The organism is Yersinia sp. 2545 StPb PI (assembly GCF_052217125.1).
Classification (GTDB): Bacteria; Pseudomonadota; Gammaproteobacteria; order Enterobacterales; family Enterobacteriaceae; genus Yersinia; species Yersinia enterocolitica_E.
In genome coordinates this window covers 88,352-102,768 of sequence record NZ_JAZGPY010000001.1, presented here as the reverse complement: position 1 = coordinate 102,768, position 14,417 = coordinate 88,352, and the positions used below count along the sequence as shown (strand labels likewise).

Here is a 14,417-nt window from a genome sequence, read left to right as displayed (position 1 = left end):
AGTTGGTTGTCTCATAAGGTCGGCCTCCCCGCATCATCGAGCGGTGTATGACATTTAACCTGACGCCCCGCTGGCCCCAGCAGTTCTGGCTCTTCACGGCGGCAACGATCATTGGCATACGGGCAACGTGGGTTCAACAAGCACCCGTCAGGACGGTCATATTTACCCGGTACCACACCCGGTAACGACGCCAGACGCGCTTTATCCTGAGCAAACTCCGGTAAGGCTCGTAACAATGCCTGAGTGTACGGGTGCCGTGGCGCGCGGAAGATTTCCGAGGCTTTACCGGTTTCCACTACCTGACCGGCATACATCACAATAATATGATGAGCCGCCTCAGCCACCAGTGCCAGATCATGGGTTATCAACAGCAGCGCCATATTTTCACGCTGCTGTAACTCCAGCAGCAATTCAATAATCTGGGCCTGAATGGTCACGTCCAGCGCAGTCGTTGGCTCATCAGCAATCAACAATTTCGGCCGACAAGCAATCGCCATCGCAATCATCACGCGCTGGCTCATCCCACCGGAAAGCTGATGCGGATACACATCCAGACGTGACGCGGGATCAGGAATGCCCACCAGCGTCAGCAAATCCACCGCCCGCTGACGGCGGGTTTTACGGTTGCCGCCCTGATGCACCTTCAGCGCTTCCATAATCTGAAAACCGACGGTATAGCACGGGTTCAAACTGGTCATCGGGTCCTGGAAGATCATGGCCACTTCCGAACCCACTAACTGACGTCGCTCTTTCTCGGAAATCTTGGTCAGGTCACGGCCATTAAACTCCAACTTGTCAGCCATCACTTTGCCGGGGTAATCAATCAGTCCCATAATCGCCAGTGAACTGACCGACTTACCGGAACCGGATTCACCCACAATCCCTACCACCTGCCCTTGCTCAATGCTGTAGCTAATACGGTCTACGGCCTTGAACGGCGCACCTTCGTCACCGAAGTGCACCGATAATTTATCTACATTTAAAAGTGCCATCTCTCTCTACCTCTGTTACTGCTTGAGTTTGGGGTCGAGAGCATCACGCAGGCCGTCCCCCATCAGGTTAAACGCCAGAACCGTCAGCAGGATCGCCACACCGGGGAAGGTCACGACCCACCAGGCGCTTTGGGCGAACTGCAACACGTCAGAGAGCATGGTGCCCCATTCCGGTGTTGGCGGTTGCGCACCCATGCCGAGAAAGCCGAGAGCCGCCATATCCAGAATGGCGTTAGAGAAGCCGAGAGAAGCCTGCACGATTAACGGCGCAAGGCAGTTGGGCAAGATATTGATAAACATCTGGCGCATCGCACCCGCCCCAGCCACTCTTGAGGCCGTTACGTAGTCGCGGTTAACCTCAACCAGCACCGCGGCACGGGTTAAACGCACATAATGCGGCAAGGCAACAAAGGTCAATGCGAGCGAGGCGTTAACGATGGAGGGGCCAAATACCGCCACCAGCACTAATGCCAGCAACAGGCTTGGCAGTGCCAGCATGATATCGACAACACGCATGATGATGGCATCAACGATACCGCCAAAATAACCGGCCAATAAACCGAAAATCACGCCCATCACCAGTGATAGCACCACCACCAGACAACCCACCAGCAGCGAGAGGCGAGCACCGTACATCAGGCGAGATAAGACATCACGGCCCACATCATCGGTACCCAGCAGGAATTTCCAACTGCCGCCCTCTTCCCAGACCGGCGGCTTCAGTAACGCATCACGAAATTGCTCTGCCGGCCCGTGCGGGGCAAGCCAGGTAGCACCGGCAGCAATCAATAGCATAATAATAATGTAGAACAGGCCGATAACAGCCCCTTTATTGCGCTTGAAATAGTGCCAAAACTCCTGCAATGGAGTCATCGGCTTCGGCGCACTTTTTACTGTAGAATCAGTAAGTTGAGACATTCTGCGCCCCTTATTTCTTGTGACGAATACGCGGGTTAACTACGCCATAGAGCACATCTACCAGCAAGTTAACTAAAATAATCATGATTGCGACCAGCAACACACCACCCTGAACCACTGGGTAATCACGGCGTTGCAAAGCATCCATCAGCCAGCGCCCTAACCCCGGCCAGGAGAAGATGGTTTCCGTCAGGATAGCGCCTGCCAGCATGGTACCAACCTGCAAACCAATCACGGTAACCACCGGCAGCAAAGCATTACGCAGTGCATGGACCACAATCACCCGCATCCGGCTCAGGCCTTTCGCCCGCGCAGTACGGATATAATCTTCACCCAAGACTTCCAGCATCGAGGAGCGCGTCATACGCACGATGACGGCAAGAGGGATAGTCCCTAAAACGATGGCAGGCAAAATCATATGCATCACCGCGTCTTTGAAATCACCCGGCTCACCCCAAACAAAGGTGTCAATCAGCATAAAACCAGTCAAAGGCAGGCTGTCATCAAGGAACACCGTATCACTGACGCGCCCGGAAACCGGAGTCAGGTTCCATTGGACCGAGACCAACATAATCAGCATGATGCCCCACCAGAAGATAGGCATCGAATAGCCGGTAAGGGAGATCCCAACAGCGGTGTGATCGAATATTGAACCGCGTTTAACTGCCGCCAACACCCCCACCGGAATACCCACCGCGATAGCAAACAGCATCGCGCAGATCCCCAGTTCCAGTGTCGCTTTAAAGCGTGGGACGAACTCTTCCCAGACAGCAATACGGCTTTTCAGCGAGATGCCGAGGTCGCCATGTAATACGCCATTCACATAATGGAAGTATTGTTGATAGAGAGGCTTGTCTAGCCCCATTTCCGCCATGATTTGAGCATGACGCTCGGTGGAGATGCCGCGTTCCCCAGCCATGATGGTCACCGGGTCACCTGGGATCATATGGACAAAAGCAAAGGTCAGCAAAGTAATGCCGATAAACGTTGGGATAACTAACCCCAAACGTCGGAGTATGAACTGCAACATATCCCGAACTCTCTGTATAGAATGCCGGGCTGCTCGTGGGCAACCCAGCTTATTAAAACCTTCCTAATAAGCTATTTTACTTGCCATTTTGACCTAGGGCAGTGCTCACCACCGTCACGTAGCCATGATTTACAAGGTCATGGTGTCCGCTCCAGTGCTTGCGCGCTGTCCATGCTCAAAATTTCTGCGACAATGACACTTATTGGGAGAGGTTATATGGCTCACATCTGTATCTGTTTTAACCTATACCCTTCATACTTCAAACTGCATGTGCGTTGGCTACACTCAATCACCCGAATCACTTACTTCAGTAAGCTCATCGGGACTCATTCGCTTGCCGCCTTCCTGCAATTCGAATTATTTTGGGTATCAATAAGAAACCGGCGAATATGCTTTTACACATACTCACCGGTCTTATGCACGGTTAAAATTAATCCAGGGACACGTTCTCGAAATGGTGTTTACCCAACGGATCTACAACATAACCCTTCACTTCTTTACGCACTGGCTCATACACAGTTGAGTGAGCAACAATCAGCGCCGGAGCTTGATCATGCATAACAACCTGAGCTTGTTTGTAAAGTGCGACACGTTTGTCATGATCAGACTCAGCACGAGCAGGCTGAATCACGTCTTCAAACGGCTTATAACACCATTTGGAGTAGTTGGAACCTTGCTTGGCCGCATCACAGCTAAACAGGGTGGCGAAGAAGTTGTCTGGGTCCCCATTGTCCCCAGTCCAGCCCATCATCACCGTTTCATGCTCGCCGTCTTTAGCACGCTTGAGGTATTCGCCCCACTCGTAAGTCACTATCTTGGCTTTCACACCAATTTTCGCCCAATCAGACTGGATCATTTCAGCCATACGACGGGCATTCGGGTTGTACGGACGCTGAACTGGCATTGCCCACAGATCGATAGCGAATCCATCTGGTAGGCCCGCTTCTTTCAACAGCTCTTTCGCTTTAGCCGGATCGTAAGCGTAATCTTTCACGTCATCGTTGTAGCCCCACATAGTCGGTGGGATCAGGTTCTTGGCTGCTTGACCAGCACCCTGATAAACCGCATCAATAATCGCTTCTTTGTTAACAGCCATGGTCAACGCCTGACGAACCTTCACGTTATCCAATGGTTTTTTCTCAACGTTGAAGGAGAGGTAACCGACGTTCAAGCCAGGTTGCTCCATCAGGTTGATGGTTTTGTCTTCTTTCATGCGAGCAATGTCAGCCGGGTTAGGGTATGGCATAACCTGACATTCATTTTTCTGCAATTTAGCGTAACGGACTGACGCATCTGGTGTAATAGAGAACACCAAACGATCAATTTTCGGCTTAGTACCCCAGAAACCCTCAAAGGCTTTGTACAGGATACGGGAGTCTTTTTGGTATTGTTGCAACTGGAATGGGCCGGTACCGATTGGGTTCAAATCGACTTTTTCCGGGGTGCCTGCTTTCAGCATCTTGTCGGCATATTCAGCAGACAGGATAGAGGCAAAGTCCATCGCCAGATCGGCAAGGAATGGCGACTCAGGACGCGCCAATTCAAAACGCACGGTGTTGTCGTCAACTTTAACCACATTGGTGATCAAATCACCCATACCCATGCCCTGGAAGTATTCATAGCTGCCGCCAGACACTTTATGGTACGGATGTTTGTCATCTTTCTGACGCATGAAGGAGTAGATCACATCGTCAGCATTGAGATCACGGGTCGGTTTGAAGTCTTTATTATCTTGCCACTTCACGCCTTTACGCAGATGGAAAGTATAGCTTTTGCCATCTGGGCTAACTTCCCACTTTTCAGCCAGACCAGGTTCAATTTCGGTAGTACCGAGTTTGAATTCAACCAGACGGTTGTAGATGGGTACCGAGCTGGCGTCATACGTTGTGCCAGAGGTAAAGAGCTGCGGGTTGAAACCCTCAGGTGAACCTTCAGAACAATAGACTAATGTTTTTGCTTGTACACTGGCCGCCACGGTCAGTGCAATCAGCCCAATACCGAATTTCAGTATCCCTGTTTTTCCCAAGGAAATCGTCATCGCTTGTGCTCCATTATGGTGATGTGTGTTGTGTGTACGGCCAGACCCTATAATTTTTTCGTCCGTGGACTGTACCGTTTTGGCTCATTAGCCGCAGGGATGCGGGATTGAGATGTCGGATAAAAGCTATCACGACAGCAATTTTGAATGCATTGAATCACCCAAACTGCTCTCTATGACTCCCCCTGAGGGTACCAATTTGGCAACAGTTGGTGGCAACGTCAATACGGTCTGAAAGGTTTTATCAAGACAATGAGAAACAGCATGCAAACATAAAAAAAACTTCTCGTTAACATTATTAGCATGAAAAATTATGCTAGCGGTAATATACCAGCGATATTGACTGGCCAATTAGAATAAAGCAGTCGCAACATCCAGTGACAAACGAAAAAACTTTGTTGCTAAATGATGCATATCTGGTCGGATTTTTTTGTAATCTCGACAGAAAACAGGAGGAAATGCTGTCGTGACAGCCGATAAGTGACGTGATCGTTGTCACACCCAGCCAGAATTTCACACATCTTGCGTGCCGTTAAAAAAGCAAAGTCAGCTTGCCACCCCCCTCACCGTCCAAGAGATAGCAAGGCTTCATACGAAAGTGCACCCTAATGGTGCCCCTTATGAGTGCATGACTGCGCAACAGATATTATCGGTGACCAAATCATGTCAGTGGGGGCGATTTAGATTAAGGAAATAGCGGGATGGATAGGCAAATTTGGCAGAAAAAACACAAAAAAAACCCTGACTTAAAAGTCAGGGTTCTTAAATTTGGTCGGCGAGAGAGGATTCGAACCTCCGACCCACTGGTCCCAAACCAGTTGCGCTACCAAGCTGCGCTACTCGCCGAATCGGGGCGCATCTTACTGCTACGATTTTTGGCCGTCAATCACTTTTTAACAAACGCTGAGTGACTGTTGTTAAAAACATCACCAACGGCTAAAACTGACGCATTTGCACGTAAATCAGGCTTCCGCTTGCTTTAATTCTGGCGATTGCGCCCGTAGGAATGGCAGCAAGAAGAATGCAGATAAACAGGCCGCAATGGAAATAACCACAAAGAAACCATTCCAGTGCCAAACCTCCATCACGCGGGCAATGGGGTAGCCAGATAAGGCCGCACCCAAGTAGGCAAACAACCCAACAAAACCGGTAGCAGCTCCCGCAGCATCCTTATGTGAGCATTCAGCGGCAGCCATACCAATTAACATCTGCGGGCCAAAAATGAAGAAGCCAATGGCAAAGAAGCAACTCGCCTGCAAGATGTAACTGACACCCGGCATAATCCACAACGACGCCACCGAGAGGAAAATTCCAATAGCAAATATCAAGTTCATTGGCCCACGGTTGCCACGGAACCACTTATCAGAACCCCAACCTGCCACCAACGAGCCAATAAAACCCCCCACCTCGAACAGTGAAATCGCCGAGTTGGCCGTCATCAATGAATAACCTTTCTCTTGTGTCAAATAAAGGTTACCCCAGTCATTGATAGCAGTACGAACGATATAAACCAGCACGTAAGATACCGCCAGCAACCAGATATATTTGTTGGTTAATACATAGCGCTTCACAATCTCTTTATTTGATAGCCCCTGGCCTTCAGATTCCTGGACCAATTCCATCGCATCATTGCGCCACTTACCCACACTCGGCAACCCCATCGTGCTCGGCTTATCACGCAAGCGCCAACACATCAGTAAACCGATCACTACACCGATAATACCAGGGATAATCATGCCGTAACGCCAGCTAAAGTGCAGAGAAATAAAGCCGACCAACAAGGGAATCAGTGCACCACCAAAGTTATGCGAAGTATTCCACATCGCCCACCAACCCCCGCGTTCTGAGCGCGAATACCAACTGGTCAGGATTTTGGAACAAGGCGGCCAACCCCAACCTTGGAAGAAGGCATTAAGGATCCACAAAGAACCAAACACAAGCAGTGACGAGCTCATGCCGAACAGGATATTGATAACCCCGGTCATAGCCAACCCAATGCCCATAAAGTAGCGCGGATTTGAGCGGTCACTTATCATGCCGGAGATAAATTTAGAGCAACCATAAGTGATATAAAAGAGTGTGCCTAAAATCCCGACATCAGACATGGTCAGCCCTAAATCACTCAGCATTGCAGGCATGATGAAGTTAAAGCTTTTACGGGTGAAATAGAACGCAGCGTAGCCGATATACATCGTCCACATTAGTTGAATACGCCAATATTTATAAGACGAATCAATTTGCGCTTGATCCGTGACGGGCGGCACGTTATCGCGGCTTTTGAGGAAAGACCACATGTGAACCTCAGAAATTTTTTCAAGTAGAGTCATCATGTTCCTCGTGCGTACAAAACCAATGAGAAAAAACCCTGCAAAAACCGAGAATATTTCTTAGTTTTCATTAGCTGGCAGAGAAACTGTGGGCAAGATCACATTTAAACAGGTGCCGTTATCGACACTCAGCGTAAAATCCCCCCCTAAAGCACTCACCCGTGATTGCATACCTCTTAGCCCATAACCTGGGGTTAATGTCGCCAAATCAACACCTTTTCCATTATCGCGAATCGTCAGTGTTATCTGTCTATCATTCTGTTGTGCATTAATTTCAATCCGGCTGGCAGCACCATGGCGATAGGCATTGGTTACTCCCTCCTGACAGATACGGTATAGGGTGATTTTCAGTGTTTCATCTATATCAGCGTCACTGAGTTGCCAGTTAAGCACACCGGTCACTGATTGATCCTGCGGAATAAGTTCACGTATTAGTGCAGCAATAGCCGCCGATAAGGGCAGATTATTCAATGCCGCAGGCCACAGTTTCGCCAAAACATCATGGACACCATCGTAAACCCGCAACGCCAGCGTCTCGACCATTTCGGCACTGGCCAATACCTGTGGTTGGGTAGTTAACCGTTTGATAATACTGGCTTGGGTTCGGATAACCGTCACTGTCTGCCCAACCTCATCATGCAGTTCACGTGCAACATCACGCCGGGCATGTTCTTCGGCCACCACCAATGCTTTAGCCAACTCACGATTTTCATTCAGCCGTAGCTGTAATTGGTAATTTAACTCGCGCTGACGCTGGATCCCCGCACCTAATAATAAGCCGGTCAAACTCTGCGCCAATAACGACAACAACAAATCACGGTGTGAATCTAATTCTGCGGGGGTATTGATCAATAACACCATGCCATTGAGCAATGTGGCCACCACCGCCCCTTGCCAACCATAGCGATAAGACATAAATACAATCGGGATTGCCAAACAGAACGGTGCAAACAAATACAAATCTGACTCGGTGACATGATGTTGTAGCCATATGCTCAAGGCGAATAGCAGCAGATACCACAGGATATGGCGCAAACGTAGATTAATGGGTTTATGAATCAGCCCCGGCTCCAGCGGAGCCCAGATTTGACGCGCCAGATAGTGCCACAACAACAGACAAATCGGCGCGATGGTAAATCCACCCACCAACCCCAATAACAGCGCCATCGCACCCTGACCACTGTTAATTTGCCATCCTAATGCTTGTATCAATGCAGCACCAAAAATCACCACACCTTGCATCAAGGGCCACTTCCATTCACTGCCGCTGCTCTGATTGCGCAACAGCCAAGGAGAAGCGATAACCGCCAATAACGTGGTCGCCAGCAGTAAGGGAATCGCAGCCCACAGCAAGCTATAAGGATAGCCAAACTGATCGGTCAGCAGCCACCATAGCAGTGCATCACCCAACAGAATGCCCGGCCAATATTGACGTGGGCTTTGCAATAAAATGCCCATCCGCAGGCCAAACGGGAACAGCAGTAGTGCCTGTAACGGCCGATCAACTAATTGAGTGCCAACGGACCATAAACAGAAAGCTGCAGTGATATAAATAAATAACAATGCCAGCAGCATAATAAAACGCTGCATCATAGATTCAATACCTGCTTAGCTAACTCAACGTTATTACTGACACCGAGCTTGGAAAATAAGTTAGCGCGATGAACATGCACGGTTTTCGGTGACAGGCCAAGTGACTCGGCTATCTCGCGCACTTCCATTCCTTGCGCTAATAACAAGGCAACTTCCCGCTCACGTCGGGTTAAGGGGTCAACAGCAATACGAGTCAATTGTTGGGCGATTTCAGGCATCAGATAGACGCCGCCACTGCCAACGGTACGGACAGCGGAAACCAGATCTTCTGGCTTACAACGCTTGGATAGGAACCCCCGCGCACCACGCTCCAACGCCATTTCCACTAGCGCTGGGCTGTCGTGCATCGAGAGCATAATGACCCCCATCCCTGAAGGGAGGTCTTTCAGTAAATCTAAACCACTCTCATCAGGCATCGAGATATCACAAATACAGATATTCGCCTGTAGGCTAGGTAATCCGAGGCGTGCCTGTTTTGCTGAACTAAACTCCCCCACCACTTGAATATCGTCTTCCAGAGAAAGTAGCTGGGCAAAACCTGAGCGCACAATGTCATGATCATCAATAAAGGCAACACGGTAAGTCATGGAAGACTCCAGCCAGTAGGGATTGGAACTGGAGTATACCGTAACCTAAAAGTGACAATGGGATTGGAATCAAAAATCATTCCGTATCGGATTATACTTGTGCTAAATGTTTATTTTGCGGGCCGCCCCGGTGCCTGGCACCAGTTATTCTGGGCATTAATGCCGCCATCTGGCGAGGTATAACCTAAACAACCCAAAATAGAATCAAACAATTCAACCTGACGATGGGTCTTACCCACCCGCTGCTCAGCCTGTAGTTGCTCAAAAGCTGCGAGATGATCCGGTTGCGCCAGGAATTTGTCCGAGGCCCAAACCATCAATGGCACACGGAATTGCTCCGGGGGCGCCATTTCACGTGGTGTTCCATGGAAGTGGGAGTTCTCGTCAATAGACTCACCATGATCCGATGCATAAAACACTAATGCTTTTTTATCCCGCATTTGGTCAATCACATTTGCGATAAACGAATCGGTATACAGCACACTGTTATCAAAAGCGTTCACCAATTGCTGCTTACTGCAAAAATCATCGACCCCCATACATTCAGGCTGATAGCGGGCATAACTGCGGGGATAGCGTTGGGAATAGAGGTAATGTGAGCCTTTGGTATGCAATACCACCAAATGTTTGCCTACAGGATAACGTCCCAGAGACTCCTTCAATTCATCAACCAGCAGCATGTCATCTACCGGCTTATCATCGTTGCGCTTCTCTGAAGCAATCAATTCACGGAACGAGTAATTATCAGTATTCGCATTGTTGTAGAACCAAATTTCGCTCTGCATGGCAAACAGTTCAGAGGTAAAACCCAATGATTTCATCACCGTAAACACATTTTGCTCTTTCAATGTGCGCTGTGGATTATTCTCAGTGCCGCCTTCGCGCACAAACATGCAGCGCAGTGAAAGTTTGGTTGAGGTATCACAAGATGTGCCACGGAAAGCGACTAAATTCTTCTCTTTACTCAGGCGAGGAGTGGTATCACGTGGGTATCCCAACAACCCCATATGATCCCAACGCGTTGTTTCGCCAATGATAAACACAACATAGGTGTCATCAATACCGGCAGGCGCGATATAAGTATGGTGTTCGGTCGGGTTATACAATGTTACCGCATCATAACGCTCGTTATATTGGGTATAAGCATATAAACCCAATGCAGCCAACCAGTTAGAGGGTAAATATGAGTGAGCAACCACACCGCCATAACTCGGCAAATCCACCGTTTTCAGTTGCTCATTAGCATCTTGTACATTATCCAGATAGCGTAACGGCAACCAAACCAGCGCCACAGCAACCGCCATCAACAAAACAGGCTTAATACGCTGCCCTGGTGTCAAAAATTGCTCAAGCAGGGTTAGCCGCAGAGTGTTTTTCCAGATAAGTAGTAACGGTAGTGTGCTGACCAATACCATCCAAATGACAAAATGTAACCCGATGACTTCTTTCGATAAATCTGTATCGGTGGTCAGCACCGAAATAACGATGCCGTAGCCAATGACAACATTGAAAAAAGTCATGTAATAGCTGGCAGCGACAGAAATTAGGACCAGCAGGGTGGCAATAACACGATAAAACCACCGGCCACCGAGGGAGATCACCCTCATAACAAAAAAGGTAAACAGAATAATGGCCATCACTTCGATGATAGCAGACACGACTTTTATGCCTTGGATACCTTGGCTAAAGGAGTCAAAACGACGATAAAAGACAGATATATTCAGGAAAATACCAATATAAACAGCCAACAACAAAGAAATGCTTTGCTGTGATAAAGATTTAACTCTGTCCATATAACGCCAGGTCTCCAGAGACACTATTTGCGGCTTGAATCAGTCAGACAGTGAACCCCCCCTCAGGTTCAGTGCGAGATCAATAAGCATGCTATTGATTTTAGTTACAAGAATTATCTTAACAATTCTTAGTTCGTCAATCCACGAACTAGCGCATAGTCTCTAGAGGATATATTGGCTTATTTATTTGAAGTTAGAGCAGAAAATTCGGGGATGCAGCATATAGCCCACAAGATAATTCTTATGGGCTGCTGAGATGAGAAATTGGCTTATTTGATATTCAATGTCACATCAATATTGCCACGCGTGGCATTGGAATATGGGCAGACAACATGTGCCTTTTTCACCAAATCTTCTGCTACGCTACGCTCGATACCCGGCAAGCTGATATCCAGTTGCACTTCAATACCAAAACCAGTTGGAATGGCACCAATACCCACGGTACCTTCAATGCTGGCATCATCCGGCACTTTCACCTTTTCTTTTGATGCCACAAATTTCAGCGCACCAAGGAAACAAGCTGAATAGCCTGCAGCAAAGAGCTGTTCTGGATTAGTCACAGCGCCCCCCGCCCCACCCATCTCTTTTGGGACGCCCAATTTCACATCCAATACGCCATCTGAGGATGTTGCCCGACCATCACGCCCGCCAGTGGCTTTAGCTTTGGCACGGTATACGACTTTTTCAATAGACATTTTGCTTTCCTTTCTGGGTCAGTAAATATGAACAACAGCTACGACTTGAAAGTATGGCACTCATTATGAAAAAGCCCCCGATTCGGAGGCTTTAACATCATCTTATTTCGCTGGTGCGTCTATCTTGTCATCTATCCGCTGCAACATGTACGAATAGAATGGATTTGATGAGATACGCATCAGTGAGTCTAACCCGACAACCAGTACCGCCCGCTCACCACGAGCGGCAAAAGTCCCCAAGCTGATACCGTATTGGTCACGCGGTTCTGGATAGCGGCCATACAGCGAATCACTCATTGGGAATGGCAATGCCACGTGGGATAACGAGAAAATGTCCGGTGGGTAAATCAAGCCGGTAGGTACTGAAACCTCGTTAGTCTCACCCGCCAAGGTAGTCAGCGCCACTGTTTCATTACTTTGCGGTGAAACGTTGGTAATCACCGTTACGCTATAATTACGTGGTGGTGGAGGCAACAAACGCGCCAGAGCAGTATAAGAAGAAGTTCTTAATAGCGGGCCGAAACTGGCGGCACGGTTCAAATCGAACAGCACCACTTCGCTACCATTCTTCGGCAAGTGGTTATAAAGAGCAGTAACAACCGCACGAGTACTGACCGTTGAATCCATTAACGACTGGAAGGTCAGAATCGGAGGTAACTCCTCCATCTTATTGTTTCTGGCATCACGTGCAATTTGCTGTTGCAGCACAGACGTCAGTAAATAAGACTGACGGGCAGCATTCACTGGGAACGAGTTATATTTGAAAGGATTAAACTCCGGCACAATCCCCAACCAGGCAGCTTTAGCAAAGGCCGGGAAGATAGCGGGCCAACCGGCAATACCGGCAAAACGCGCAAAACTGGTGACACCGATCATCGGGGATATCAAGATAACCCGCACCGGTTTCGCCAGTGTTGGGTCATCCATTGAATCCAACGTATATTTCATTGCCAACGCGCCGCCATTGGAGAAGCCGACCACGTGTAGCGGTAAATCAGGGCCACTCAGTGCTTTGGCTTCACGAACAGCTAAGCGCGTTGCCGCCAGCCAGTCCTGCCATTCAACATCGGTCAGAGCCGCAGGCACTGTTCCGTGAGCGGGCAAACGAATACCAATGGCAACATATCCACGCTGACGATAATTTTCAGCAATATGACGCAGGCTATAAGGGGTGTCAGTTAAACCATGCAGTAAGACCACAGCACCTTTAGGTTTACCTTCTGGCTCAAGAATATATGAGCGATTCCAGTCATTTTTGAAATGTGGGGGGTAAATCGAGCTACCAGAGTAATAACGATTTAATGGAATTTCATTCCTTGGTTCCAGTTTCTCGGTAACATTAATCCGCACTTCATCGAAAAGGTTATTTTCAGCTTTGATGTAATCCGCCCAACTGGCTTTATCAATCTCAGCCGCGCGCATATCATGAGGAACAAACGTATGCCAAAGCTCGAGCTTTGGGCCACGTTGTGTATCGTAAATTCGTATCGCCAGTATGGTAACTGACATTACCACCAAGACCAGTACAATCCGTTTAATCCACCGCTTAATGGCTATGGCAGGCATGGGCCGCTACTCCGTATGTATATAATTTTTCACAATTGAGGTCAGTTTATCACCATCTGGCCACGCCGCTACTTTAAACGCAAAACATTATCTTGGTATATAGTGCGATAACAATAAAATGAATATGTGATTATTCCATCAACTCAACATCTTTAGACGGGGTAATTATCCATTGCTCATCGGACCCCACTCTATAATTAAATAGTCTGAAGCATTAAGTAACCTGATTTAATTTTGTCGTGAGCTGACCTCAACAGAATCCTTCATCTACCGGGGTAACATCCTATGAAAAAAACTGAACCCGTGACCGAGCAGCCGCCACTACAGACACGTAAAGTCGATTATCTCCGCTACCATCGTGCTCATGAACACTTATCAACCCCTTTCGGCAACAGTTGGTTTGCCCAGAAAGCAGAAGCTTTTGCCCGTTTTTTCGGCACGCCAGTCTTCCTTGGCGCACAAACACTCATTGTGGTGATCTGGATTGGTCTGAATGTGATGGGTATTGTCAAATTTGATATTTACCCGTTTATTTTGCTAAATCTGGCTTTTAGCTTACAGGCGGCCTACGCAGCACCCCTTATTTTATTGGCGCAAACCCGCCAGGCAGAACGTGATAAGGCTAATGCACAAGCCGATGCACAACATCGCGAGGCACTAGCCATTGCGAATGAAGAGCGGCAAAGAATGGCAGCGCAAAATGCGGAACAAATGCTGGAGTTACTGCGGCAGAATACAGAACTCACCACCCTGACCAATCAATTAACCACCCGCCTTGAAACCATGGCGTTAGAATTACACCAAAAATTGGTGATCAATGTGCCGACTCGCCCCCCACAGAGCTAAAAAGCAACAGTATGGCCGCTGAATCGATCATC

General features: G+C 48.4%; 11 protein-coding genes and 1 tRNA gene. 1 reads left to right on the top strand and 11 read right to left on the bottom strand.

Annotated elements, in window-relative coordinates:
• Nucleotides 1–11 precede the first annotated feature (11 nt).
• From dppD to V1955_RS00360, 11 genes are all read right to left on the bottom strand, one after another.
• Nucleotides 12–992, bottom strand: a complete 981-nt coding sequence (gene dppD, locus V1955_RS00410) for a dipeptide ABC transporter ATP-binding protein (protein WP_083161397.1) — start codon at nucleotides 990–992, stop codon at nucleotides 12–14.
• A gap of 15 nt (nucleotides 993–1,007) precedes the next feature.
• Nucleotides 1,008–1,910, bottom strand: coding sequence for a dipeptide ABC transporter permease DppC (gene dppC / locus V1955_RS00405; RefSeq protein ID WP_442820414.1), 903 nt, complete (start codon nucleotides 1,908–1,910; stop codon nucleotides 1,008–1,010).
• Nucleotides 1,911–1,920: 10 nt separating this feature from the next.
• Nucleotides 1,921–2,940: a dipeptide ABC transporter permease DppB gene (gene dppB, locus V1955_RS00400; protein ID WP_005174906.1), complete on the bottom strand. Its 1,020-nt coding sequence runs from the start codon at nucleotides 2,938–2,940 to the stop codon at nucleotides 1,921–1,923.
• A 430-nt stretch (nucleotides 2,941–3,370) separates the two neighbouring features.
• On the bottom strand, nucleotides 3,371–4,978 hold the full coding sequence (gene dppA, locus V1955_RS00395; RefSeq protein ID WP_083161401.1) for a dipeptide ABC transporter periplasmic-binding protein DppA: 1,608 nt from the start codon (nucleotides 4,976–4,978) through the stop codon (nucleotides 3,371–3,373).
• Nucleotides 4,979–5,747: 769 nt separating this feature from the next.
• Nucleotides 5,748–5,824 (bottom strand) — tRNA-Pro (locus V1955_RS00390).
• A 116-nt stretch (nucleotides 5,825–5,940) separates the two neighbouring features.
• Nucleotides 5,941–7,272, bottom strand: coding sequence for an MFS transporter (locus V1955_RS00385; protein WP_442820413.1), 1,332 nt, complete (start codon nucleotides 7,270–7,272; stop codon nucleotides 5,941–5,943).
• 93 nt (nucleotides 7,273–7,365) lie between these two features.
• Nucleotides 7,366–8,898, bottom strand: a complete 1,533-nt coding sequence (uhpB, locus tag V1955_RS00380) for a signal transduction histidine-protein kinase/phosphatase UhpB (protein ID WP_083161403.1) — start codon at nucleotides 8,896–8,898, stop codon at nucleotides 7,366–7,368.
• Nucleotides 8,895–9,485: a transcriptional regulator UhpA gene (uhpA, locus tag V1955_RS00375; protein WP_083161405.1), complete on the bottom strand. Its 591-nt coding sequence runs from the start codon at nucleotides 9,483–9,485 to the stop codon at nucleotides 8,895–8,897. The genes uhpB and uhpA overlap by 4 nt, the downstream gene beginning before the upstream one ends.
• A gap of 110 nt (nucleotides 9,486–9,595) precedes the next feature.
• Entirely contained in the window at nucleotides 9,596–11,278 is a 1,683-nt protein-coding gene (eptB, locus tag V1955_RS00370; protein ID WP_083161407.1) for a kdo(2)-lipid A phosphoethanolamine 7''-transferase, read from the bottom strand.
• A gap of 269 nt (nucleotides 11,279–11,547) precedes the next feature.
• Nucleotides 11,548–11,973 (bottom strand): organic hydroperoxide resistance protein, encoded by a 426-nt coding sequence (locus V1955_RS00365; protein WP_004713820.1) that lies wholly within the window; start codon nucleotides 11,971–11,973, stop codon nucleotides 11,548–11,550.
• Nucleotides 11,974–12,075: 102 nt separating this feature from the next.
• A complete protein-coding gene (locus V1955_RS00360) occupies nucleotides 12,076–13,539 on the bottom strand; it encodes an alpha/beta hydrolase (protein ID WP_083161409.1) in 1,464 nt (487 codons plus the stop codon).
• A 285-nt stretch (nucleotides 13,540–13,824) separates the two neighbouring features.
• On the opposite strand from V1955_RS00360, the gene V1955_RS00355 reads away from it, so the two are divergent.
• Nucleotides 13,825–14,385, top strand: a complete 561-nt coding sequence (locus tag V1955_RS00355) for a DUF1003 domain-containing protein (protein ID WP_083161411.1) — start codon at nucleotides 13,825–13,827, stop codon at nucleotides 14,383–14,385.
• Nucleotides 14,386–14,417: the final 32 nt, after the last annotated feature.